Origin of the sequence: Erwinia sp. MMLR14_017 (assembly GCF_033657285.1) — a bacterium.
Lineage (GTDB): Bacteria > Pseudomonadota > Gammaproteobacteria > Enterobacterales > Enterobacteriaceae > Erwinia.
Genome location: NZ_JAWVWP010000005.1, coordinates 210,413 through 233,440 on the forward strand (window position 1 = coordinate 210,413; position 23,028 = coordinate 233,440).

Consider the following 23,028-nt stretch of genomic DNA (forward strand, 5'->3'; position numbering starts at 1 on the left):
TGTAGTAAAACAACTATCCACAGTGGTTAAATGATACGCGCCGGGGTTTTGACATTAACGGTACGATTACAACACACTATACAGAAAGCCCTTAAGAGACAGGAGAGTGCCCCCTTGGAAGCCAGCGCCATCTACAGTTTATTCATCATTGGTTCCGTGCTGGTTGCTGCGAGCATTTTGCTGAGTTCCTTCTCTTCAAAACTGGGTATCCCGATATTAGTTATCTTTCTCGCCTTAGGCATGCTGGCAGGCACTGATGGCATTGGGGGGATCGCTTTTGATAACTACCCCGCTGCTTATCTGATCAGTAACCTCGCCTTAGCCGTGATCCTGCTCGACGGCGGGATGCGTACCCAGGCCAGTTCGTTTAAAGTCGCTCTGGGTCCAGCTTTATCCCTGGCAACGGTGGGCGTATTGATCACCGCCGGATTAACCGGCATGGCCGCCGCCTGGCTGTTTAATCTTAATATGATTGAGGGATTTCTGGTCGGCGCCATTATCGGCTCGACGGATGCCGCAGCCGTATTCTCCCTGCTTGGCGGCAAAGGTCTTAACGAGCGCGTCAGCGCCACGCTGGAAATAGAGTCAGGCAGTAATGACCCGATGGCGGTGTTTCTGACCATTACGCTGATAGAGATGATTGAGCAGGGGCAAACCGGCCTGAGCTGGATGTTCGTGGTGCATCTTATTCAGCAATTTGGCCTGGGTATTGTGCTGGGTCTTGGCGGCGGCTGGGCATTACAACAATTAATCAACCGGGTGTCGCTTGCCAGCGGGCTTTATCCTTTACTGGCGGTCAGCGGCGGTATCCTTGTCTTTGCCCTGACGACTGTTCTCGAAGGCAGCGGTATTCTGGCCGTTTATCTCTGTGGCTTCCTGTTGGGTAACCGCCCTATTCGCAACCGTCATGGCATATTGCAAACCTTTGATGGTATGGCCTGGCTGAGCCAGATCGGCATGTTCCTGGTGCTGGGCTTGTTAGTTAATCCCAGGGATCTGTGGAATATTGCGCTACCCGCCATGATGCTTTCCGTCTGGCTGATTCTGTTCGCCCGTCCGTTATCCGTTTTCGTTGGCCTGCTGCCCTTCAGGGGCTTCAGTACTCGTGAACGCTTCTTTATCAGCTGGGTGGGACTGCGGGGCGCGGTTCCCATTATTCTTGCCGTGTTTCCGATGATGGCCGGGTTGCCTCACGCATCGCTGTTTTTCAACATCGCTTTCTTTGTGGTGCTGGTTTCATTGATGGTTCAGGGAACGTCTCTGGGCTTCGCTGCGCGCAAAGCTCGCGTGGTAGTACCGCCGCTGGCCTCACCCATCTCCCGCATCGGGTTAGATATTCATCCTGAGAATCCGTGGGAACATTTTGTCTATCAATTAGGTGCCGATAAGTGGTGTGTTGGCGCCGCTCTGCGTGACCTGAAAATGCCCAGAGAGACGCGGATTGCCGCTCTGTTCCGCGATAATCTGCTGCTACACCCTACCGGCAACACGCGCCTGAAAGAAGGTGATGTGTTATGTATCATCGGCCGTGAGAAAGATCTGCCCGCGCTCGGCAAACTTTTCAGCCAGTCGCCGCCGGTATCGCTGGATCAGCGCTTCTTTGGCGATTTCATTCTGCAGGCAGATGCGCGCCTGCATGACGTCTCTGAAATTTATGGTATCGATCTGGATGAAGAGACCAATGTCCATCAAACGCTGGGACATCTGATAGCTGGAATGATTGGCGGCGCACCGGTAGTGGGCGATCAGGTGGAGTGGAAAAATATGATCTGGACGGTGGCAGAAAAAGAGGCCAATGAGATAGTGAAAATTGGTGTAAGGGTCGCTGAAGAGAAAGTTTAATGTCGTGAGTGCCAAGACCTGGAACATTCCTGGCCTTACTGGCTCGATCTCCTGCAGATAGCGTCTACGCTTAAAGTTCGTGTGTGGTAATTAAAGGAGTGAATCATGGGTCATGTTGTAAAGATTGGTCGCTATGAGATCATCGATGCAGAGCTGGATGCGGAAAATCTGGATACCGTGAGTATTCCCTGCACGACTAATCCCGCCCTGAGCTATCAGCTGGATGGCTGGGATAACGAAACCAGCGTCCCGGCGTGGATTGACGGAGAGCCTGTGGAACTTGCCATTGGTCATTATGATAAACAACAGGATCGCTGGATATTAAAAAAGCCAGCCTGAGTCTATTTCCCTCTCACCGTTGCGGTTAATCGTAGCGGTGAATTGATCTCTGAATTGCCGCCATTTTGTTATTATTCCGTCATACAAACCAGAATATTCTCTTTTTACCTCCCCTGATTACTTTCTGTTTTTTCTCATTTTAATTTAGTTTACCCCCAGCGTTTTTTAGGAATTTCCCGTATTAACTAACACAAATAACTCCTGCATACTCTTTGTACTGCTTCATGATGAAACAGGTGATGTCTTTGCGTTTGTATGTTTCATTACTGTCCGATCTGTCCCGACCACATTAAGCGATAAAAGAAGAATTAATTATTGATGCTACAGGAATTAGCATTAATAACGTTACTCCTGATCGTGTGTTTTAACCCCGTCAGGGCACTGATTCTTATTGAAAAGAGAGCAGGCATTATGGCAAGTACTCTGGTACTGAACAATCGTCGCCGCACCTTTAGCGGCACCCGAAAAAACATTATTGCCAAGGTTGCATTAAGTCTTTCAGATTTAATCTCGATTAATCTTGCCCTGTTTTTATCGGCGGCTACCGTACAAGGTATTTGGGGTAATTTAGATGTTTTTATCCCGCCTCAGGAAGTTAAGGTACGCTTTATTGCCCAGTTCGTTATGTCGGTGGTTTGTACGGCCTGGTTCTGGATGCGTTTACGACATTATACCTACCGCAAACCGTTCTGGTTTGAACTGAAAGAAGTGATCAAAACGCTGGTGATATTTTCTCTTCTTGATTTGGCGCTGATCGCCTTTTCAAAATGGGATTTCTCCAGAATGTTATGGAGTTTCACCTGGGCCTACGCCCTGATTCTGGTTCCCCTGCTGCGCTCAAGCGTTAAGCACGCCATTCTTAAAGCGGGTCAGTGGCAGAAGCAGACCATTATCATCGGTTCCGGTAAAAATGCCCGGGAAGCCTATGCCGCGCTGCAAAGTGAAGAGCTGCTGGGTTATGAGGTGCAAGCCTTTGTAGCCGCAAATGGACATACCGGCGCGGACAATCTTAACGGCGTACCGGTTATCACCTTAAAAGATATCGTCTGGGATACCGTTGACCTGGAAAATACCCAGTTCATTGTGGCGATGGAATATGAGCAGCAGGGCATGCGTGATATGTGGCTGAAGCTGCTTTCAAAGAAAAAGTGTCGCTCCGTTTCGGTTGTGCCCACGCTGCGTGGCGTGCCGCTGTATGGCACTGACATGTCCTTTATCTTCAGCCACGAAGTGATGATCCTGCGGGTCAGTAATAATCTGGCAAAACGCTCTTCCCGCTTCCTGAAACGCACTTTCGATGTGGTTGTGGCCTCTATGCTGCTGCTGTTCCTCGCCCCGGCATTTGCGCTGATTTGCTGGATGGTCGGGCGTGATGGTGGCAACAAAATTTATGGTCACGAGCGCGTGGGTCAGGATGGCAAAAAATTTAAATGTCTGAAGTTCCGCTCGATGGTCACCAATTCCAAAGAGGTGCTGGAGGCGTTGCTGGCGACCAGCGAAGAAGCTCGTCGTGAATGGGATAAAGACTTTAAGCTCAAGAACGATCCTCGCGTCACTAAAATTGGTGCGTTCCTGCGTAAAACCAGCCTTGATGAGCTGCCGCAGCTCTGGAACGTGATCCGTGGCGAAATGAGCCTGGTGGGGCCTCGTCCGGTCATCGAAGCGGAGCTGGAACGTTATGCGGGTGATGTTGATTACTATCTGATGGCTAAACCCGGTATGACCGGTCTGTGGCAGGTCAGTGGCCGCAATGATATCGACTATGATACCCGCGTCTACTTTGACTCCTGGTATGTGAAAAACTGGGCGCTCTGGACCGACATTGCTATCCTGTTCAAAACCGCAGGCGTGGTGTTGCGTCGGGATGGCGCATACTGATCGATAAGTGAGAGTCATGCCCACAGTAGCGGGCATGACTCTCGCCTCTCCTTAAAATTGTTCGCTCTCCCCTTTTCTTTTCACGCAGTTGACACTACCCTGTGCGGCTTGCTTTTTAACGGATGCCGTCACGCACGATGCAAAAATTTACCCTTCTTCTTCTCAGCCTGGTGCTGCTGGCGCCGCTGGGCATTGATCTCTATCTGCCCACTCTGCCTGAGATTGCCACCGGCCTGAATACGCCGGTGACCACGATTCAGACCACTATCCCACTCTTTTTGCTGGTGATGGGATTGGGTCAGATTGTCGCCGGTCCGCTGGTTGATAATCTAGGCAGAAAGCCCATTGCCCTCGCCGGGCTGCTGCTCTACATAATTGGCAGTATTCTGGCTGCAACCGCTACCGGCTGGCCGCAGTTCCTCACCGCGCGAATCATTCAGGGCTGTGCCGTTTGCTGTACCGCAGTGGTGGCGTTTAGCGGCGTGCGGGATCGCCTTGAGGGTGATGACGCGGCAAAAGCTTATGGCTTCCTTAATGGCGCGCTGAACATCGTTCCTGCACTGGCTCCCATGCTCGGTGGCTTTCTGGCGGATGCCTTTGGCTGGCGTGCGCCGTTCTGGTTCCTGACTGGCTATGCGTTGGTGATTAGCTTGCTGATCCTGCGTTTCCTGCCGGAAACGCGGCCGGCGGGTACGCTTGCGGTAAAAGGTCTTCCGCTACGCCAGTATGCACAAATTCTGCGGCAGCCGCGCTTTCTGGCGTTTACCTTTGCCAACGCGGGCGCGATGGGGATGGTCCTGACCTACGTTTCTCTGGCGCCACAGGTGCTGATGACAGAAGGCAAGCTTTCTGCCCTGCAGTTTTCCGTGGCTTTTGGGGCTAACGGTTTCTGGATCATGTTGGTAAGCGTGCTGGTGAATAAAATGATCCGCAAGCTGGGCAGGCCGATTTGCCTGGCGCTCGGCAGCCTGGCCATGGCGACAGGTGCAATGACCATGTGGGCCGGGATGCTGATATTTCCCACAGAGATGCAGACAAACTGGGCACTCTATATGTTCCCGGTGGCCATTTCTGTTGCCGGGCTGGCTTTCACCGTGGGGCCGGCCACCAGCTATGCGTTAGAGCCTTATCAGCAGCAGGCGGGCGTAGCCTCTGCGCTGGCGGGCTTTATTCAGATGGCTGGGGGATCATCCGCAGGCTTGCTGGCTATGGCGCTTCCGCTGAGCGAAAAGCTGGCGCTGAGCGCCATGATGGCGCTGGGCGCGATCCTCGCCGCGCTGGCGTGGAGATACAGTAAAAAAGTGCGCGGCACGCTGACCGCGCTGAAAACTAACTGACTTTAACCGGTACCCGTGGAGCTAAGGCGCACATCAGCTCATAGCCCACGGTGCCGGAAGCAGCGGCCACATCATCAATTTTTATGTTATTTCCCCACAGCTCCACCTGGCTGCCAATGCCTGCCTGCGGACAAGGGGATAAATCTACCGTAATCATATCCATGGAGATCGCGCCCACGGTGTGGGTCAGCACGCCATCCACCCAGACAGGCGTACCGGTTGGGGCATGACGCGGATAACCATCTGCATAACCACAGGCCACTACGCCAATGCGCTGTTCACCGGCAGCCTGATAGCGTGCGCCATAGCCTACGCGATCCCCTGCTTTCAGCGTCTGTACACCGATAATCTCGCTGCTCAGCGTCATAACAGGTTTCAGCCCGCTTCCCGCAATGTCCTGCCACCGTCCGCCTGGCGATGCGCCATAAAGGATAATACCAGGACGCACCCACTGATAATGCGTTTGCGGATGCCAGAGCGTGGCGGCGGAATTGGCCAGGGAGCGCATGCACGCCAGACCTTCTGCGGCCTGCTCAATACGTTTTAGCGGTTCAACGATACCTTCACTGCTCTCAGCTTCAGCAAAATGAGCCATCAACGTCATCTCGCCCACGTTCGCAATAGCGCGCAGTTTATGCCAGGCCTGCTGAACCTGCTCCGGCTGAAAACCCAGCCGGTTCATACCGCTGTTCATCTTGACATAAATATCCAGCGGCGCAGAGAGTCTGGCCTTAGCCAGCGCCTGGATCTGCCAGTTGCTGTGTACGCTGGTGGTCAGGCGATAGCGATCGAGGATCGCCAGCTCATCGGCGTGGAAGAAGCCTTCCAGCAGCAGTATGGGCTTTTTCCATCCCTGTTCACGCAGCAGAATCGCCTCTTCCAGGTTCAGCAGCGCAAAACCATCCGTGTCGGCGAGGCTTTGCCAGACCCGATCAATACCGTGACCATACGCATTGGCTTTGACCACTGACCAGAGGCGTGAATGAGGTGCGGCCTGGCGAGCTATCGCCAGGTTCTGTCGCAACGCGCTGGTATCTATGCTGGCGACAATCGGACGAGACATGACTTCTCCTGATTCTCAATACGGGACGAGATTAACGAGCCGCGTGTAGCGGGCCCAGACTCGGGTAAAATCCCGGCAAATAACGCATTACCGACAGATCGTCTGCGGCAATGGCTGGCATTCGTCCCGAGATAATATCAGAAAGTAGCTGTCCGGAACCGCAGGCCATCGTCCAACCGAGCGTTCCGTGACCGGTATTCAGAAAAAGATTTTTCAGCGGAGTACGCCCTACAATCGGCGTACCGTCAGGCGTCATGGGGCGGAGCCCTGTCCAGAAGCTGGCCTGCGTGATATCGCCGCCCTGCGGAAAGAGATCGCCAACCACTTTCTCCAGCGTCTCTCTGCGTGCAGGCAGCAGCTTGGTGTTATAGCCCACAATTTCCGCCATTCCACCCACACGGATGCGGTCATCAAAACGGGTAATTGCCACTTTATAGGTTTCATCCAGAACGGTAGAAACGGGCGAAGCCGCGGCATTTTTAATCGGGATGGTCAGCGAATATCCTTTCAGCGGATAGACAGGAATGCTGACGATATCCCTGAGCAGGCTGGTGGAGTAAGAGCCAAACGCCACCACGAACGCATCAGCGGTGACCGTCTCTGCACCACACTTCACGCCCACAATTTTGTTGCCCTCCTGCAGCAAGGCATCCACCGGCGTAGCGAAGCGGAAGGTAACGCCAGCGCCAGCCGCTTTCTCAGCCAGGCGCTGAGTAAAGAGCTGACAGTCACCGGTTTCATCGTTTGGCAGCCGCAACCCACCGGTGAGTAGATGTTGCGTGGCAGCCAGCGCAGGCTCAGCTTCTGCCAGCCGGGCCGCTTCCAGCAACTCATAAGGCACACCCGCCTCCTTCAGAACGGAGATGTCTTTGGTCGCGCTTTCAAACTGCTGGCTGGTGCGGAAGAGTTGCAGCGTCCCGCCCTGCCGCCCTTCATAGGCAATGCCGGTTTCCTGACGCAGCAGTTTCAGGCAGTCGCGACTGTATTCGGCAATCCTGACCATGCGACTTTTGTTTTGCTGGTAGTGGCGCATGTCGCAGTTGCGTAGCATCTGCCACATCCACTCCAGCTGGAAGCGGCTGCCGTCGGGACGGATTGCCAGCGGGGCATGGCGCTGGAACATCCATTTTATCGCCTTAAAAGGAACGCCCGGTGCCGCCCAGGGCGCTGCATACCCTGGCGAAATCTGCCCGGCGTTTGCTGCGCTGGTTTCCAGCGCCACGCCAGGCTGGCGATCGATTACTGTCACCTCATGCCCGGCCTGCGCCAGATACCAGGCGCTTGCCACACCTACAACACCACTACCCAGAATGACAATCCGCATAACTGCCCCACCGCCGTTTCGAAAAGAGGAATAAACTGCTTGATTGCGACCGTGCCGGTTTAAAACACTGCACCACCAGAGGCAACATCGCGCTGACATATTTCACATCTTTTTCACTCTTAAGGGTAATGAAAAAGGGATGCCATGCGATATTCGAAATTTAATTCTGAAAACGTGCGGTAAAAAGCAGCATATATTTGCAGGCTTGCTATTTTTCACCCTTCTCAGCAGAAAGTGGTTTGCTCATAACTTTCTCTTATATACAGAATATAATCCTGTTAAATAGCGTTCAGCTCACATTTCGCGTGACGTAAAGATTATTTTTTTCTACCTGCTCACTTTTTCTGTCGAAGATTTCCATTGTATTCATCTGAGCGATCGGAGAGAGTGAACTATCATTGAGATATTGGCTTTAATTCCAGGCTTGTTTTTGTGTCAGCTATGGCACCGACAGGTCGAGATAAAAACGGATGTTTTGTCGCTACGTGTTGTAACGTCGAAAACCGGTTTTTAAAAAGGGGTGCGCTATGACGACTATCTTTGACGATCCCATTAAGGACAGCAAACGACTCAGTGATGGACCTGACTGGACCTTCGATCTGCTTGATGATTATCTGAAAGAGATCGACCGCGTCGCCAAGCTCTACCGGCTTGAAACTTACCCTCATCAAATTGAAGTCATCACCTCTGAACAAATGATGGATGCCTATTCCAGCGTCGGAATGCCTATTAATTATGCCCACTGGTCCTTCGGTAAAAAATTTATCGAAACGGAACAGCGCTATAAGCATGGTCAACAGGGTCTGGCGTATGAAATTGTGATCAACTCCAACCCCTGTATTGCTTATCTGATGGAAGAGAACACCATCACTATGCAGGCACTGGTGATGGCGCACGCCTGTTACGGACATAACTCCTTCTTCAGGAATAACTACCTGTTTCGCAGCTGGACGGATGCCAGCTCTATCGTCGATTACCTGATTTTCGCCCGTAATTACATTACCCAATGCGAAGAGCGTTACGGTATGGAAGAGGTGGAAAAGCTGCTCGACTCCTGCCATGCACTGATGAATTACGGCGTCGATCGTTATAAACGGCCGCAAAAAATCTCGCTGCAGGAAGAGAAGGCTCGCCAGCAGAGTCGGGAAGAGTATCTGCAAAGTCAGGTGAACATGTTGTGGCGTACTTTGCCGCGACGTGAAAAAGAAACCACCCAGGCCCAGGAGGCGCATTACCCTTCAGAGCCGCAGGAAAACCTGCTCTATTTTATGGAGAAGAATGCGCCGCTGCTGGAGCCGTGGCAGCGTGAGATTTTGCGTATTGTGCGTAAGGTCAGCCAGTACTTTTACCCGCAGAAGCAGACGCAGGTGATGAACGAAGGCTGGGCTACCTTCTGGCATTACACCATCCTGAATCATCTGTATGACGAAGGGAAAGTCTCTGAGCGCTTTATGCTTGAGTTCCTGCACAGCCATACCAACGTGGTTTATCAGCCGCCTTACAACAGCCAGTGGTACAACGGCATCAACCCTTATGCACTCGGTTTTGCCATGTTCCAGGACATCAAGCGCATTTGTGAAGAGCCTACGGAGGAAGACCGCTACTGGTTCCCCGATATTGCAGGCAGCGACTGGCTGGAAACACTGCATTTTGCCATGCGGGAATTTAAGGATGAGAGTTTTATCAGCCAGTTCCTCTCACCCAAAGTGATGCGCGACTTCCGACTGTTTACGGTAATGGACGATGACCGTAATAACTTCCTGGAGATTGCCGCCATCCACGATGAGGCGGGTTATCGGGCCATCCGCCAGCAGCTTTCGGCACAGTATAATCTGAGTAATCTGGAACCCAATATTCAGGTTTATGATGTGGATCTGCGCGGAGATCGCTCGCTGACGCTGCGCTATGTGCCTCACAGCCGCGCGCCGCTGGACAAGAGCCGCAGGGAAGTGCTGAAGCATGTGCATCGTCTGTGGGGCTTTGACGTCCATCTTGAGCAGCAAAATGAAGATGGCAGCACCGAGTTGCTGGATCGTTGCCCTCCGCGTCCCTCCACGCTGTAAACAGTTATAAAAAAGCCGGTTCACGCTGAACCGGCTTTTATTTGCCTGCTTACCGACGCTGTGGCGGTAAATCCGTTGGCATACTGTTTTGCATGCCGTGCCAGATTTCCCCACTTCGCCGTCCGTAATCCCGAACCGCATCAACAATTTTATCAAACTGCTCATTCTGACAAATGGTCATCAACTGCTGATAAAAGTCGCGTGCCAGCTGGCGTGCTTCAGGATTAGAGAAATAGTGTCTTCCCACGCGGGTATAAAGCCCTTTAAGGCCATTGAGGATCAAACCGTAAATAGGATTACCGGAAGCAAAGGCCAGGCCGCGGAAAATGCTGTAGTCGAGGTCGGTGTACGCCTCCGCTTTATCTTCCACATTCTTTGCCGTTTCCAGCACCTCTTTCGCTTTTTCCGGATAAGTGCGGATAGCGCGGCGAATAAAGATAGAGGAGATGTTAGTGCGCACGGCAAGCAGGTTATCAATCAGCTGAGGGACGCTGTCATGATCTAACCGGGCCAGCGTTTCCAGAATGCTGAGACCGGACGTTTCCCAGAAATTGTTCACGCGGGTTGGCTTACCATGTTGAATGGTTAACCATCCGTCACGAGCAAGGCGCTGGAGGACTTCACGCAAGGTAGTACGGGTCACACCAATCAGTTCAGAAAGCTCGCGTTCCGCTGGCAGAATCGACCCTGGCGGGAAGCGACTGTTCCAGATGCTTTCAATAATATACTCTTCAGCGAAACCCGCAGGGCTCTGCGCCTTAATGACCATAGCGTTCTGTTTCCGTTGCGTTCAGGAGTGCAAATATGTAGCTCATCATACCAGATGCCCCGGCAATGACCTAGACTGCCAGCCGCCGAAAAAGGCGTCTGTCCCGCATAATTTTAAAAAAGACCCAGCCGTTACAGGTTGGCTATTTTTCACTTCCCATGGAGATTGCCTCTCAACCGGCAATAAATCCCTTTTATTGCACCGCTGTTTAACATAAGTCATTTTCAGTCTTAAATTTTTCCTGGTGTGGCTGGCACGGCCGGGCTTTTAGTTTACACTGCCGGTTGCACGCCCATCACATGGAATGATTATGTTGCGATATCTGAATAGCTGTTCCCGCGGCCGCGGTGCCTGGCTGCTGCTGGCCTTTACGGCTTTTGCCCTGGAAATGGTCGCACTCTATTTTCAGCACGTCATGATGCTAAAACCCTGCGTAATGTGTATTTATGAACGTTGTGCCCTGTTTGGCATTATGGGCGCGGGCCTGGTGGGTGCCATCGCGCCTAAAACGCCTCTGCGCTGGGTTGCTATCCTGATCTGGATCTACAGCGCCTGGGAAGGCGTCCGGCTCTCCTGGGAACATACCATGATCCAGCTGCATCCAAACCCCTTTGTTACCTGTGATTTTGCCGCCCGCTTCCCTGGCTGGCTTCCCCTGGATAAATGGCTGCCCTCAGTATTCGTTGCGACCGGAGACTGTGCCGAGAAGCAGTGGTCATTATTAACGCTGAGTATGCCGCAATGGCTGACAGGGATTTTTGCCGCCTTTCTTATCGTCGCCCTGCTGGTACTTATTGCACAGCCGTTTAAACCCAAACGCCGCGATCTCTTCTCACGCTAACGCGCACTATTACGCCTTAAGCCCGCACTGAGCGGGCTTTTCGCAGCCGCCCCGATTATTTGATCGATACGTAAGGCGCTACTATGCTGAATTTACTTAACAAAACAGAAGGATGGGGTATGAAACATATTGTTTTAGCGCTGGCGCTGGCCTGTAGCGCAGCCACTGTTTCTGGCTGCGCTCCACGAGACGATATCCATTCACCGCCACCAGCACCGCCAGGTGGCCATCAATTGCCTGGCGCGCCCGGCGGAAGTGACCCTGTGGGTCAGCCACAGGCCAGACAAGTGCAGACCGCCCCCTGATTTACTGGCAGGATCTGTATGCTTTGGACAAAAAAAAGCCGCCAGATTTGCAGGCGGCTTTTTTGTTTAGCGATGAGGCCGGTTAATAATGTGCTCTTCCCAGTCCCGCACTTCGCTCTCCCGCACGGCAATGTGCCGAACTGAGATACGCTCTGCGTGCATCGCCGCTTTTGAGCCGCTGCGCAGAGGATGCCAGACCGGCAGGTTTTTACCTTCAGCCAGCAGCCGATAGGCACAGCTTGGCGGCAGCCAGGAGAAAGTCGGCAGATTCTCGCGCGTCAGCTTAATGCAGTCTTCTTCATAGTCGAAGCGACGCTCATAGTTGCGGCACTGGCAGGTTTTGATATTGAGCTGGTTGCAGGCCACGTTAGTGAAGTAGATTTCATCCGTGTCGGCGTCCTGCAATTTGTTGAGACAGCACTGGCCACATCCGTCACACAAGGATTCCCATTCCTCATCACTCATTTGTTCCAGCGTTTTCCGCTGCCAGAAAGGGGTCTCAGTCATGTTCGGTGTCCCGTTTAAGTAAAAGCCCGCACCTTATAAACAGTTCGGGCTTCAGTTGCAAGTCTTACAGCACGCGGGTAGAGACACCCCGGTCACCCAGCGTGGCTTCAAGCGTATCGCCAGAAGCCATGGGACCAACGCCTTCGGGCGTGCCGGTCAGGATAATATCGCCCGCGCGCAGAGTGAAAAATTTGCTCATATATGCAATCAGCGGCACGATTTTGTGGATCATCTCGGCGGTATTACCCTGCTGACGCACTTCGCCGTTGACGATCAGCTTCAGCTCCACGTTCTGTGGGTCGGCAGCAAACTCGCTGACCGGAATAAAGCCAGAGATTGGACAGGAGTTGTCAAAGCCTTTGGCTTTTTCCCAGGGCTGACCCGCTTTCTTAAAGCTCGCCTGCAGATCGCGCAGCGTAAGATCCAGCGCAATGCCGTAACCCGCAATGGCTTTGGTTACATGCTCTTCCGAAGCGTTCTTAAGGGTAGAGCCAATCAGCACCGCCAGTTCGACTTCGTGATGCACGGCGCCAAAATCTTCAGGAATTGACAGGGGCTGGCGAATATCGCACAGCGCCGTATCAGGTTTGATAAACAGCACCGGCTCGGCAGGCGTTGCGCTGCCCATCTCTTTAATATGCTTAGCATAGTTGCTGCCCACGCAGACCACTTTGCTCACCGGATAATCCAACAACGCGCCCTGCCAGTTATGATGCTGATACATACCTTTCCCCTGCTTATGTTGAGGTGTGATGGCCCTGTAGCGGCCACCCTGCCGTTATTGAGAAATCGCGTCCGCCATCATGCCGATGCTGATAGCGAAATAATAGGATCGATTCCAGCGCATAATGGTGCGGAAATTGTCATAAACCATGAACACCCGGCCAGGAATATCATCTGGCGTAACGATCCAGGCACGTTGATGGGTATCAGGAAGATTCTGGTCGCTGTTCAGACGAATACCCAGTTTTTCCCATTCCCCCACGGTTTTAGACTGCCCCTCTTTCAGCCCGGCCATTTCCGGCACAAAGTCCACCGGCAGGATCACTTCCCTGCCCCAACTTTCACCCGGTTTCCAGCCCTCTTTCGCCAGATAATTGGCGGTGGAAGCAAAAACGTCGTCCACGCTGTTCCAGATATCTATCTTGCCATCGCCGTCGCCATCTGCGCCATAGCGCATAAAGGAACTGGGCATAAACTGGTTTTGCCCCATTGCTCCAGCCCAGGAGCCTTTCATCTCATCTGCGGCGATATGCTGCTGCTGAATGATTTGCAGCGCAGCAAAGAGCTCTTTGGTGAAGAAGGCTTCACGGCGACCCTCAAAGGCCAGCGTGGCGAGCGCAGAGATCACATCTTCACGCCCCTGGATTTTACCAAAGCTACTCTCCATGGCCCAAAGCGCAACGATATATTGCGGCTGCACGCCAGAGCGCTGAGCAATCGGCATCAGTTGTGCCTGGTAACGCTGTAAACTCTCACGCCCTTGCTGGATCTTCTTCTCCGTCATCACCCGGGAAAGGTAGTCACTCAGCGTCACTTTTTGTTCAAGCTGATTGCGATCTGAGTTAATAACATGATCCACAAAATGAACGTTGGCAAAAGCGCTCTCCAGCGTGCTCTGATCGACTCCCTGCTGGCGAGCCTGCGCTTTTAGCTGCTCAACATAAGCGGGGAACTCAGCCGGATTACGACCCTGGGCTGCCAGGGTGGTTTTTGTCGGTGCCTGCAGGAACCCCCCTTTCGCCGGTGCAGGCGTTGCAGTCCGGGCGGGAACAGGCGCTTCCGGGGCGGGTGCAGCACTATTTTTACTGGCGCATCCAGCCAGAATCAGGGAAAAAATAACAGTACTGAGGGATGTAAGCTTCATGCGGGCATCCTTTTTTTGCTGGTGCCGCCACAATTAAAATCGGGAAGATTGCAGCCGTGACGGCGATATATTTTGCAGATGATTCCTAATTAAACTTCTTTACTCTTTGTCCAGATGGCTCTTAAGCAGACTTTCGATTGGCGGAGGGACCTGTAAATAAAACCCCTGCTCTTCAAGTGACGCTTTTACTTTAGACAAATCAGCGTTCGCCAGCTTTTTGCTGCCGTCCAGCGGCAGCATCATCGCCAGCTGCGGTTTACCAAAGCCCTGCAGCAGTTCAGCCGGTACGCGCGAGAAATCGTCTTTTTTTTCGACATAAAGATAAGTCTGGTCACGCTTGCTGCTTCTGTAGATCACACAAAACATATTTTTTACTCGAATTAACCTGGATGGTGACTTGCCTGAATATAGCAGTAACTATACCATGCTTGCAGAACTTCGGAATATTGCCCCAACCCGATTAAATGTCCGTTTAACGACATAAATTTGCTGGGACACGAAATAACAGGACTGAGCCGCGACAGATGTCACAAACGCCAATTGAGTTAAAAGGCAGCAGTTTTACCCTGTCTGTTGTGCACCTTCATCATGCCGATCCAGAAGTGGTTCGTCAGGCATTACAGGACAAAATCAATCAGGCTCCCGCCTTCCTGAAAAATGCCCCGGTTGTTTTGAACATGGCTTCACTCACGGGTGAAGTAAACTGGCGGCTCATGCAGCAGGCCATCGTCTCCACGGGCCTGCACATTGTTGGCGTTAGCGGCTGCAAAGACGAGTCGTTGAAGCGCATCATCACCCGCGCAGGTTTGCCGTTGTTGTCGGAAGGCAAAGAGCAGAAACAAACCGTTGAGGTCGTTGAACCTGCCCAGCCAGTTGAAACTCCCGCCGTTAAAACAAGGGTAATCAATGCCCCGGTCCGGTCCGGACAACAGATTTATGCCAAAAACTGTGATTTGATTGTGACCAGCAGCGTCAGCGCCGGCGCTGAACTTATCGCCGATGGCAACATCCATATTTATGGCATGATGCGCGGACGCGCGCTGGCAGGAGCCAGTGGCGATCGTGAGTGCCAGATCTTTTGTACCAGTTTGTCAGCTGAGTTGGTCTCTATTGCCGGTGAATACTGGATAATGGACCAAATCCCGGCTGAATTTTTTGGAAAAGCGTCACGCCTCTGCTTAAGCGATGGCGCCCTGACTATACAGACATTGAACTAAGCCAGGCTCACGAGCCCTTTCTTTGCTTAAGGAAATTATTATATGGCACGCATTATTGTAGTTACATCGGGTAAAGGAGGCGTGGGCAAGACCACGTCCAGCGCGGCCATCGCTACCGGTTTAGCCCAGAAGGGCAAAAAGACCGTGGTTATCGACTTCGACATCGGTTTGCGTAACCTCGATCTGATTATGGGTTGTGAACGTCGCGTGGTTTACGACTTTGTTAACGTGATACAGGGCGATGCCACCCTGAATCAGGCGCTGATTAAAGATAAACGCACTGAAAAGTTGTTCATCCTGCCTGCTTCACAAACTCGCGACAAAGATGCCCTGACGCGTGATGGGGTGGAAAAAGTTCTGAATGACCTCACCGAGATGGAGTTCGACTTCATTGTCTGCGATTCACCCGCTGGTATTGAAACGGGTGCGCTGATGGCGCTCTATTTTGCTGACGAAGCGATTATTACTACCAACCCGGAAGTCTCTTCAGTACGTGACTCTGACCGCATCCTGGGCATCCTCTCTTCAAAATCCCGCCGGGCCGAAAACGGACAGGAACCTATTAAAGAGCACCTGCTGCTGACCCGCTACAATCCAGGCCGCGTTAACCGTGGTGATATGCTGAGCATGGAAGATGTGCTGGAAATTCTGCGTATCCCGTTGGCAGGCGTTATTCCTGAAGATCAGTCCGTGCTGCGCGCGTCAAACCAGGGTGAGCCGGTGATCCTGGATGCCGAGTCAGATGCGGGCAAAGCCTACGCCGATACCGTCGACCGAATTCTCGGTGAAGAACGCCCCTTCCGCTTCATTGAAGAAGAGAAGAAGGGCTTCCTGAAACGCCTGTTTGGGGGATAAACCATGGCCTTACTCGATTTCTTTTTATCCCGTAAAAAGAGCACAGCCAATATAGCCAAGGAACGGCTGCAGATTATTGTGGCAGAACGCAGGAGGGGCGACAGTGAGCCCCACTATCTGCCGCAGCTGAAAAGGGATATTCTGGAAGTTATCTGCAAATATGTGAAGATTGATCCGGAAATGCTGAGCGTTAAGCTGGATCAAAAGGATGATGATATTTCAATTCTGGAGCTGAACGTTACGCTCCCGGAGGCAGAAGAAGCGCCGAAATGATCCTCTCCTGCGCCTGATTTTCCCCTGCTTTCGTGCAGGGGAAAAATGCTCAGGTCAGTACGCCTTCAGGATTGTTGCGATCCCGTCGTGAAGCAGTGCGCCCCGCCATCCCTTCAACAGTTCAGGTTCAGACTCCTGCGGTTTTAAACGCCAGTGCCAGCTCAGGAGCTGGTTGATTTGACGACGTGAAGCGAGAAGCTCCTGACCAATGCCCTCTTTTTCCGCCACCTCTGCCATCAACGCTTTCAGCTCTTTGAAGACTTTTTTGTAATCTGGATTATCAATCAGATTTGCCACAGGCTCCGGCAGCTCGCTCTCATCCAGCTCATTAGCTTTGGCCACCATCGCTACCAGCGCTTTGCCATGGAAGCGGATCTCCTGCCCGGCCAGGCCTAAATGATCCAGTTCGCCCAGCGAGCCAGGCATATAACGGGCGACTTTCCACAAATTCTCTTCACGCACCACAAAGTTCACCGCCATATCTTTCTCACGGGCCAGCTCAAGCCGCCAGGCCGCCATCAGACGCAGCGCCGCCAGCTGGCGCGGACGAAGCTGCCACGCATTAGTGATATCGCGGTAAGCCTCTTCAGGTGCCACAACTCTCTGACGGCGCTGGCACAGCAGACTGCACTCGTTCAGGGCTGCATCCAGAGTGCCCGCTTCCCGCGCTTCATTCATCAGTTTCTGCGCAATCGGCAGCAGATAGTAAACATCTGCGGCGGCATATTCACACTGCCTGGCCGTCAACGGACGGGCAAGCCAGTCGGTACGGGATTCACTCTTATCCAGCGCGATGCCGGTATAGGATTCAACCAGCGTTGCAAAGCCGCAGGAGAGCGGTCGACCAGTAAATGCTGCCAGGATCTGCGTGTCGATCATCGGGGTTGGTAACACACCATATTCGTGAAGAAACACTTCAAGATCTTCACTGCCAGCGTGCAGGAACTTGATAACGTTTTCATCCAGCAGCAGGTCACGAAACGGACCCCACTCGGTGACTGGCAGAGGATCAATCAGCGCAATCTGTTCGCCATCGTACAATTGGATCAGCCCCAGACCAGGATAGTAGGTACGGGTTCTGACAAATTCGGTATCCAGCGCCAGCGCCGGAACCTGACGGGCACGCTGACAGAGTTCAGCCAGCGCCTCGTTAGTGGTTATCATGGTGTAATTCAAAATGATCCTCTCGCTGTGGCGTTTCTCGCCTCAGTGTCATCACAATAAAAACGCCGGCAGGACCGGCGTTTTTGCATTCTCAGAAAGCGGCGCTCAGACTTAGCTGCCCGTTTTTATCGCTTCATCTCGCAGTTCACGGCGCAGAATTTTGCCGACGTTGGTTTTGGGCAACTCATCGCGAAACTCAACCAGTTTAGGAATTTTATAGCCGGTAAGATGTTTCTTACAGTGGGCGATTAGCTCCTCTTTGGTTAACGAAGGATCTTTTTTGACCACGCAAACCTTCACCGTCTCTCCTGCGGCCTCATTGGGAACCCCGATCGCCGCCGCTTCACGTACTTTCGGATGGAGCATCAACACATCTTCAATCTCGTTCGGGTAAACGTTGAATCCAGATACCAGTATCATATCTTTTTTGCGATCGACAATGCGGATAAAGCCTTCGTGGTCAACGGTAACAATATCACCGCTGTGAAGCCATCCATTTTTTAACACTTCAAGCGTGGCATCAGGCCGTTGCCAGTAACCCAGCATCACCTGAGGGCCTTTAATACAGAGTTCGCCAGGTTCCCCTTCGCCCACCCTATTGCCCTCATCATCCACCACCCTGATATCCGTTGAGGGAACAGGCAGCCCGATGCTGCCGCTGTGATAACGAATATCGTAGGGATTAACCGAGACCAGCGGAGAACATTCGGTCAGGCCATAGCCTTCCAGCAGATAGTGCCCGGTGAGTTTTTCCCACCGTTCTGCCACCGCTTTCTGCACTGGCATACCGCCGCCGGCTGAAAGGCTCAGGCTGGAAAAGTCGAGCTTGTGGAAATCCTCATTGTTCAACAGGGCGTTAAACAACGTATTGACACCCGTAATGGCGGTAAACCGCACCTTTGCCAGTTCTTTGATCAGCCCCGGAATATCGCGCGGGTTGGTAATCAGCAGGTTCGCCCCACCTAATTCCAGAAACAGCAGGCAGTTCACCGTCAGGGCGAAAATATGGTACAGCGGGAGCGCCGTCACTACCGTCTCCCTGCCATCCTTAAGAAGTGAGCCATAGGTAGCTTTGGTCTGCTCAAGGTTGGCCTGCATATTACGATGCGTCAGCATGGCACCCTTCGCCACGCCGGTGGTACCGCCGGTGTACTGCAGGAACGCCAGATCGTCGTTAATCATCTCCGGCCGGACATACTGCATCCGGTAGCCCTGCTGCAGCGCATTGCGGAACGAGAGCGCATCGGGAAGATGGTATTTGGGAACCAGCCGCTTGATATATTTCACCACAAAGTTCACCAGCGTAGCTTTAGCCGGTGCCAGCTGATCGCCCAGCCGGGTGAGAATGACATGTTTTACCTGGGTTTTGGCAACCACCTTCTCAAGGGTATGGGCAAAATTTGAGACAATGACAATTGCGCTTGCTCCACTGTCGTTGAGTTGGTGCTCCAGCTCGCGCGGGGTGTAAAGCGGGTTAACATTGACCACCACCATTCCCGCCCGCAGGATGCCAAACAGCGCAATGGGATACTGCAATAAGTTTGGCATCATCAGAGCGACGCGGTCGCCCTTTTTCAGGCCGAGGCCCTGCTGCAGATAAGCTGCAAAAGCGCGGCTGCGCTCTTCCAGCTTCTGGTAAGTCATCGCCTGCCCCATATTGATAAAAGCGGGCTGCTCCGCGTAACGCTTTACCGCTTGTTCAAAGAGGTCAATCAGCGAGGTATAACGATCGGCGCTGATCTCGGCCGGGACATCTGCCGGATAACGGTTTAACCAAACCTTATTCAAGGAAACACCTCGGAAAGTCGTATTTGTGGTCATCGAAACCTCAGTCGGCGCGCTTTTAACATTATTTTAACTCAGCGTACCAGTTTGCTCTGTTCCGCGTTTTGAGGTTGCGAAGCCCATCACTAAATTTATCTCGTCCTGAGAGCGACAATAAAAAACGACCCGCGGCGAGAAGCCATCGGGTCGTGAATGAATCTACGTGAGAGCTATTCGGTCAGGATAGTCTGGACCCGGGAAGGTCCGTTGTTGTAATAGCCAAACGGAGGCGGGCCCCAGTATCCGCCACGATGGTGTCCACGAGGCGGGCCATACCAGATCCACGGATCTATCGGCTGAGGCGGCGAGACGATCTGCTGCGTCAAATGCCAGCGCTGATAGCCCGTTACATCCACCGTGACAAAGGTGTAAGCAGCCTGACCAATCATCCCTTTCTCGCTGCCCTTGATGGGACCCACCACGGTGACGATCTGATTGTTGAAGTCAATCGGGTCCACAAAGCCTTTGATATCCGCATAAATACGGCCAATGGAGGGAGTCCCTAACAGCGGTCTTGCGGTGTCATCAAGACGCTGAGCCGCAATCTCCAGCCGGGTCATGCCGTTTTTGTTCTCCACCTTGACCACTTTACCGCCAAAGCGCGCCTCCTGACCGACATAGAGCTGCGGCGCGTTCAGCACCCGCACCAAATCCTGCTGGGGAGTGGCCGATGAGCCTTTCACCGAATCTGGCACGCTCATGCAGCCAGAGAGCAGCACAGAGGCCAGTAACAGACTACCTAACTGCAACAAGACAGATTTACGCATAAAGTTCTCCAGAGTACTGACTACTATGACTGCATCCTTGTGAAATAGTTGCCCGTTTACTCGCGGCCCGGCAGTTTTTTCCAGGTGACTTCATTGCGCAGATAGGTCGGCTCGGCATGTTCAACGGCAACGCTCTTACCGGCTGCCAGCACCTGAGCAGCAAGAGGAAGCATATCCTCTGCGCAAGGCAGACTGACCTCAGTGGCCAGCAATTGCGGCCCTGCCGTTTCGGCAAGCAAAGGCCAGGCTTTCCAGCCGGTTCCCACCATTGCCCACTCGCCCGACAGCGCGGCAATCCGCGCCTGGGCCGCTTCCGGCTTCAGAACCGCTTCAGTCTCCTGCCCCTGCCAGACGCCCTGTTCATCACGCTGATATTCTGCCCAGTAGACTTCGCCCATGCGTGCATCAATAGCTGCCAGCACCCGCGTTGCTCCCTGCAGACGCCAGGCGCTCTGCGCCATCGTTTTCAGCGTGGAAACGCCGATCAACGGCAGCCCGGCACCCAGCGCCAGTCCCTGAGCGATGCCAATGCCAATGCGTACGCCGGTGAAGCTGCCCGGTCCCTGACCAAAGGCTAAAGCGTCCAGGCCGGTAAGGGTGCTGCCGGTCTGCTGAAGGAGATCCTGCACCATCGGCAAAATACGCTGGGTATGCTCCCTGGCACAAAGTTCAAACTGGGCGGTGACTGCATCGTCACTCAGCAGTGCCACGGAGCAGGCTTCTGTGGCCGTATCGATGGCTAAAATACGCGTGGACATACATACCTCTACGGGAGAAATTTTCGGCGCGCAGCATAGCACACTGCGCGGAAGATTACTTTTGTGGCGAAGGCTTGAGGAACTCAACCGCCTGATGAATATCACGCGTTCGCGGCGTAGGCGGCAGGCTGTTCAGAAATACCGCGCCGTAAGGACGCATCACCAGACGGTTATCACAGATCACCAGCACGCCCCGGTCGTCAATATCGCGGATCAGGCGACCCACACCCTGCTTGAGCGTGATCACCGCGTCGGGAAGTTGGACCTCATCAAAGGGATCGCCGCCGCGCAGTTTACAATCCTCCATCCGCGCTTTTAACAAAGGATCGTCTGGCGAGGTGAACGGCAGTTTGTCGATGATCACCAGCGAAAGCACATCGCCCCGTACATCCACGCCTTCCCAGAAGCTGCTGGTGGCGACCAGCAAAGCGTTACCGGCGGCCACAAACTGCTTCAGCAACTGCCCTTTGCTGGTTTCTCCCTGCAACAAGACAGGTAAGGTCAGCATGGCACGAAACTGCTCCGCCAAATCGCGCATCATCTGGTGCGACGTGCAGAGAAAGAAACAGCGGCCATTGTTGGCCTCTATCAGCGGCAGCAGCATTCTGGCCAGCTGCTTTGCCCCGCCAGGCTGGTTAGGCGAAGGCAGATTGCGCGGTACGCACAGCAGCGCCTGGCTGGCAAAGTCGAACGGGCTTTCCAGGATCATGGTCTTCGCATCAGTGACGCCGAGCCGCCCGACGAAGTGCGTCATCTTTTCATTAACGGCCAGCGTTGCGGAGGTAAAAATCCAGCTGGCTGGCCGTTCGTCCATCACTTCCCGGAAGCGGTCGGAGACCGAAAGCGGCGTCAGCGCCAGCACAAAGTGCCGTGAGTTACACTCATACCAGTAGCTGAAGCCGGGCTGCGACACATCCTTCAGCCGCTTGAGGCGGCCACGGTAAAGGGCGGCACGTTCAAAAGCGGCATCCAGCAGCGCTGACCGGCCCAGCGAAAGTTTTGCCACGTCGTAACATAACTCCAGCGCATCATCCAACAGAAGCAGCGCACGCTGAATAGCGGGATTGTTAAGGACGTCACGCAGATTGCCGCGAAAACCGGGGTCGCCCAGCACCAGTCGGAAATCCTGGGCGCTCTGCGCCAACCGGTCGGCAGATTTTTGCAGCTGCTGGACATCACGCACCTCGGTGCGGTAGGCAATGGTAATATCCTTTGCCAGATCGATAAGCTGTTTGCTTGAGAGCTGCTGGCCGAAATAGTGGCTGGCGATATCGGGCATCTGATGGGCTTCATCAAAGATCATCACATCTGCCTCCGGGATAAGTTCAGCAAACCCGCTCTCTTTCACTACCATGTCCGCAAGAAACAGATGGTGATTGACCACTACCACGTCGGCATCCATCGCTTTACGACGCGCCTTCACCACAAAACAATCTTTATACTGAGGACAGTCGCTGCCAAGACAGTTGTCATTGGTGCTGGTGACCAGCGGCCAGATAGTGCTGTCTTCCGCCACGCCACCGCAGGTACTGATATCACCATCTACGGTTTCGCTGGACCAGCCGCGCAGATGAACCAGATCGCTCATCGCCTGCACTGCCAGCTCTCCTCCCACCATTGACTGCTGTTCCAGCCGCTCAAGACAGAGGTAGTTAGAACGCCCTTTCAGCAGCGCCACCTGACCTTTATATTGCAGTGCTCTTGCGACGGTCGGCAAATCGCGGCTGTAGAGCTGATCCTGCAGCGCTTTGGAACCGGTAGAGACGATCACTTTTTTACCCGAGCGCAGCGCGGGTGCCAGATAGGCGTAGGTTTTACCGGTACCCGTCCCCGCTTCCACCACCAGCTCACGCTTTTGATCTATCGCCTCGGTAACCGCCTGAGCCATCTGGCGCTGCGGTTCACGCGGTTTAAAACCGGGAATGGCCAGCGCAAGTGCGCCGTCTGCTGCAAAATCGTCTGCCACACTTCCTCACTAGTTTATAAAAACACTGTAATTATGTCAGTATTAACTGAAAGGTGCAAAATTATTAAA

At 53.3% G+C, this 23,028-nt stretch carries 22 protein-coding genes; 10 read left to right on the forward strand and 12 right to left on the reverse strand.

Features of this window, described 5'->3' with window-relative positions; all coding sequences use genetic code 11:
* Window positions 1–114 precede the first annotated feature (114 nt).
* From SD961_RS10655 to SD961_RS10670, 4 genes are all read left to right on the forward strand, one after another.
* Window positions 115–1,842 (forward strand): potassium/proton antiporter, encoded by a 1,728-nt coding sequence (locus SD961_RS10655; RefSeq protein WP_318790342.1) that lies wholly within the window; start codon window positions 115–117, stop codon window positions 1,840–1,842.
* A 105-nt stretch (window positions 1,843–1,947) separates the two neighbouring features.
* Window positions 1,948–2,181 (forward strand): DUF1480 family protein, encoded by a 234-nt coding sequence (locus tag SD961_RS10660; RefSeq protein ID WP_318790343.1) that lies wholly within the window; start codon window positions 1,948–1,950, stop codon window positions 2,179–2,181.
* A gap of 411 nt (window positions 2,182–2,592) precedes the next feature.
* Window positions 2,593–4,059 carry an undecaprenyl-phosphate galactose phosphotransferase WbaP gene (gene wbaP, locus SD961_RS10665; protein WP_318790344.1) on the forward strand — a complete coding sequence of 489 codons (1,467 nt, stop codon included), beginning with the start codon at window positions 2,593–2,595 and terminating at the stop codon, window positions 4,057–4,059.
* 137 nt (window positions 4,060–4,196) lie between these two features.
* Window positions 4,197–5,396: a multidrug effflux MFS transporter gene (locus SD961_RS10670; RefSeq protein WP_318790345.1), complete on the forward strand. Its 1,200-nt coding sequence runs from the start codon at window positions 4,197–4,199 to the stop codon at window positions 5,394–5,396.
* Here the strand turns inward: SD961_RS10670 and dadX are convergent.
* On the reverse strand, window positions 5,389–6,459 hold the full coding sequence (gene dadX / locus SD961_RS10675; protein WP_318790346.1) for a catabolic alanine racemase DadX: 1,071 nt from the start codon (window positions 6,457–6,459) through the stop codon (window positions 5,389–5,391). The two genes, SD961_RS10670 and dadX, sit on opposite strands and share 8 nt — an antisense overlap.
* 31 nt (window positions 6,460–6,490) lie before the next feature.
* Window positions 6,491–7,783 carry a D-amino acid dehydrogenase gene (locus SD961_RS10680; RefSeq protein ID WP_318790347.1) on the reverse strand — a complete coding sequence of 431 codons (1,293 nt, stop codon included), beginning with the start codon at window positions 7,781–7,783 and terminating at the stop codon, window positions 6,491–6,493.
* Between the two features lie 527 nt (window positions 7,784–8,310).
* On the opposite strand from SD961_RS10680, the gene SD961_RS10685 reads away from it, so the two are divergent.
* Complete coding sequence (locus SD961_RS10685; RefSeq protein WP_318790348.1) at window positions 8,311–9,846, forward strand: SpoVR family protein; 1,536 nt, start codon at window positions 8,311–8,313, stop codon at window positions 9,844–9,846.
* Between the two features lie 49 nt (window positions 9,847–9,895).
* Here SD961_RS10685 and fadR read toward each other — a convergent pair whose 3' ends face one another.
* Window positions 9,896–10,615: a fatty acid metabolism transcriptional regulator FadR gene (gene fadR / locus SD961_RS10690; protein WP_318790349.1), complete on the reverse strand. Its 720-nt coding sequence runs from the start codon at window positions 10,613–10,615 to the stop codon at window positions 9,896–9,898.
* 310 nt (window positions 10,616–10,925) lie between these two features.
* On the opposite strand from fadR, the gene dsbB reads away from it, so the two are divergent.
* A complete protein-coding gene (gene dsbB, locus SD961_RS10695) occupies window positions 10,926–11,456 on the forward strand; it encodes a disulfide bond formation protein DsbB (RefSeq protein WP_318790350.1) in 531 nt (176 codons plus the stop codon).
* A 119-nt stretch (window positions 11,457–11,575) separates the two neighbouring features.
* Window positions 11,576–11,761, forward strand: a complete 186-nt coding sequence (locus tag SD961_RS10700; protein WP_318790351.1) for a hypothetical protein — start codon at window positions 11,576–11,578, stop codon at window positions 11,759–11,761.
* A 66-nt stretch (window positions 11,762–11,827) separates the two neighbouring features.
* On the opposite strand, the gene SD961_RS10705 is transcribed toward SD961_RS10700, so the two are convergent.
* The 4 genes from SD961_RS10705 to SD961_RS10720 all read right to left on the reverse strand — a co-directional run bounded on the left by SD961_RS10705 (window position 11,828) and on the right by SD961_RS10720 (window position 14,501).
* Window positions 11,828–12,268: a YcgN family cysteine cluster protein gene (locus tag SD961_RS10705; protein ID WP_318790352.1), complete on the reverse strand. Its 441-nt coding sequence runs from the start codon at window positions 12,266–12,268 to the stop codon at window positions 11,828–11,830.
* A gap of 64 nt (window positions 12,269–12,332) precedes the next feature.
* Window positions 12,333–12,992, reverse strand: coding sequence for a fumarylacetoacetate hydrolase family protein (locus SD961_RS10710; protein WP_318790353.1), 660 nt, complete (start codon window positions 12,990–12,992; stop codon window positions 12,333–12,335).
* A 54-nt stretch (window positions 12,993–13,046) separates the two neighbouring features.
* The gene (locus SD961_RS10715) at window positions 13,047–14,135 is read right to left on the reverse strand and encodes a lytic murein transglycosylase (RefSeq protein WP_318790354.1); all 1,089 of its coding nucleotides are present in this window, start codon (window positions 14,133–14,135) and stop codon (window positions 13,047–13,049) included.
* 99 nt (window positions 14,136–14,234) lie between these two features.
* Window positions 14,235–14,501 carry a YcgL domain-containing protein gene (locus SD961_RS10720; RefSeq protein WP_318790355.1) on the reverse strand — a complete coding sequence of 89 codons (267 nt, stop codon included), beginning with the start codon at window positions 14,499–14,501 and terminating at the stop codon, window positions 14,235–14,237.
* Between the two features lie 158 nt (window positions 14,502–14,659).
* On the opposite strand from SD961_RS10720, the gene minC reads away from it, so the two are divergent.
* From minC to minE, 3 genes are read left to right on the forward strand one after another with little or no spacing between them, the layout of a single operon-like run.
* The gene (minC, locus tag SD961_RS10725) at window positions 14,660–15,352 is read left to right on the forward strand and encodes a septum site-determining protein MinC (RefSeq protein WP_318790356.1); all 693 of its coding nucleotides are present in this window, start codon (window positions 14,660–14,662) and stop codon (window positions 15,350–15,352) included.
* Window positions 15,353–15,394: 42 nt separating this feature from the next.
* Complete coding sequence (minD, locus tag SD961_RS10730) at window positions 15,395–16,207, forward strand: septum site-determining protein MinD (protein WP_318790357.1); 813 nt, start codon at window positions 15,395–15,397, stop codon at window positions 16,205–16,207.
* A gap of 3 nt (window positions 16,208–16,210) precedes the next feature.
* A complete protein-coding gene (gene minE / locus SD961_RS10735) occupies window positions 16,211–16,480 on the forward strand; it encodes a cell division topological specificity factor MinE (protein ID WP_158784887.1) in 270 nt (89 codons plus the stop codon).
* A gap of 54 nt (window positions 16,481–16,534) precedes the next feature.
* Here minE and rnd read toward each other — a convergent pair whose 3' ends face one another.
* The 5 genes from rnd to SD961_RS10760 form a co-directional block, all read right to left on the reverse strand.
* The gene (gene rnd / locus SD961_RS10740) at window positions 16,535–17,644 is read right to left on the reverse strand and encodes a ribonuclease D (protein ID WP_318790491.1); all 1,110 of its coding nucleotides are present in this window, start codon (window positions 17,642–17,644) and stop codon (window positions 16,535–16,537) included.
* 111 nt (window positions 17,645–17,755) lie between these two features.
* Entirely contained in the window at window positions 17,756–19,432 is a 1,677-nt protein-coding gene (gene fadD / locus SD961_RS10745) for a long-chain-fatty-acid--CoA ligase FadD (protein ID WP_318790358.1), read from the reverse strand.
* 206 nt (window positions 19,433–19,638) lie between these two features.
* On the reverse strand, window positions 19,639–20,235 hold the full coding sequence (locus SD961_RS10750; RefSeq protein WP_318790359.1) for a Slp family lipoprotein: 597 nt from the start codon (window positions 20,233–20,235) through the stop codon (window positions 19,639–19,641).
* Window positions 20,236–20,291: 56 nt separating this feature from the next.
* Window positions 20,292–20,993: a tRNA (adenosine(37)-N6)-threonylcarbamoyltransferase complex dimerization subunit type 1 TsaB gene (gene tsaB / locus SD961_RS10755; RefSeq protein WP_318790360.1), complete on the reverse strand. Its 702-nt coding sequence runs from the start codon at window positions 20,991–20,993 to the stop codon at window positions 20,292–20,294.
* Between the two features lie 55 nt (window positions 20,994–21,048).
* Window positions 21,049–22,959 carry an ATP-dependent DNA helicase gene (locus SD961_RS10760; RefSeq protein ID WP_318790361.1) on the reverse strand — a complete coding sequence of 637 codons (1,911 nt, stop codon included), beginning with the start codon at window positions 22,957–22,959 and terminating at the stop codon, window positions 21,049–21,051.
* Window positions 22,960–23,028: the final 69 nt, after the last annotated feature.

Coding starts and splice junctions, on each gene's coding strand:
- SD961_RS10720 (WP_318790355.1), bottom strand. CDS start 14,501: ATGTTTTGTGTGATCTACAGAAGCAGCAAGCGTGACCAGACTTATCTT.
- SD961_RS10670 (WP_318790345.1), top strand. CDS start 4,197: ATGCAAAAATTTACCCTTCTTCTTCTCAGCCTGGTGCTGCTGGCGCCG.
- SD961_RS10660 (WP_318790343.1), top strand. CDS start 1,948: ATGGGTCATGTTGTAAAGATTGGTCGCTATGAGATCATCGATGCAGAG.
- SD961_RS10705 (WP_318790352.1), bottom strand. CDS start 12,268: ATGACTGAGACCCCTTTCTGGCAGCGGAAAACGCTGGAACAAATGAGT.
- tsaB (WP_318790360.1), bottom strand. CDS start 20,993: ATGTCCACGCGTATTTTAGCCATCGATACGGCCACAGAAGCCTGCTCC.
- SD961_RS10715 (WP_318790354.1), bottom strand. CDS start 14,135: ATGAAGCTTACATCCCTCAGTACTGTTATTTTTTCCCTGATTCTGGCT.
- dadX (WP_318790346.1), bottom strand. CDS start 6,459: ATGTCTCGTCCGATTGTCGCCAGCATAGATACCAGCGCGTTGCGACAG.
- wbaP (WP_318790344.1), top strand. CDS start 2,593: ATGGCAAGTACTCTGGTACTGAACAATCGTCGCCGCACCTTTAGCGGC.
- minC (WP_318790356.1), top strand. CDS start 14,660: ATGTCACAAACGCCAATTGAGTTAAAAGGCAGCAGTTTTACCCTGTCT.
- minE (WP_158784887.1), top strand. CDS start 16,211: ATGGCCTTACTCGATTTCTTTTTATCCCGTAAAAAGAGCACAGCCAAT.
- SD961_RS10710 (WP_318790353.1), bottom strand. CDS start 12,992: ATGTATCAGCATCATAACTGGCAGGGCGCGTTGTTGGATTATCCGGTG.
- SD961_RS10750 (WP_318790359.1), bottom strand. CDS start 20,235: ATGCGTAAATCTGTCTTGTTGCAGTTAGGTAGTCTGTTACTGGCCTCT.
- minD (WP_318790357.1), top strand. CDS start 15,395: ATGGCACGCATTATTGTAGTTACATCGGGTAAAGGAGGCGTGGGCAAG.
- fadR (WP_318790349.1), bottom strand. CDS start 10,615: ATGGTCATTAAGGCGCAGAGCCCTGCGGGTTTCGCTGAAGAGTATATT.
- SD961_RS10700 (WP_318790351.1), top strand. CDS start 11,576: ATGAAACATATTGTTTTAGCGCTGGCGCTGGCCTGTAGCGCAGCCACT.
- SD961_RS10685 (WP_318790348.1), top strand. CDS start 8,311: ATGACGACTATCTTTGACGATCCCATTAAGGACAGCAAACGACTCAGT.
- SD961_RS10680 (WP_318790347.1), bottom strand. CDS start 7,783: ATGCGGATTGTCATTCTGGGTAGTGGTGTTGTAGGTGTGGCAAGCGCC.
- dsbB (WP_318790350.1), top strand. CDS start 10,926: ATGTTGCGATATCTGAATAGCTGTTCCCGCGGCCGCGGTGCCTGGCTG.
- rnd (WP_318790491.1), bottom strand. CDS start 17,644: ATGATAACCACTAACGAGGCGCTGGCTGAACTCTGTCAGCGTGCCCGT.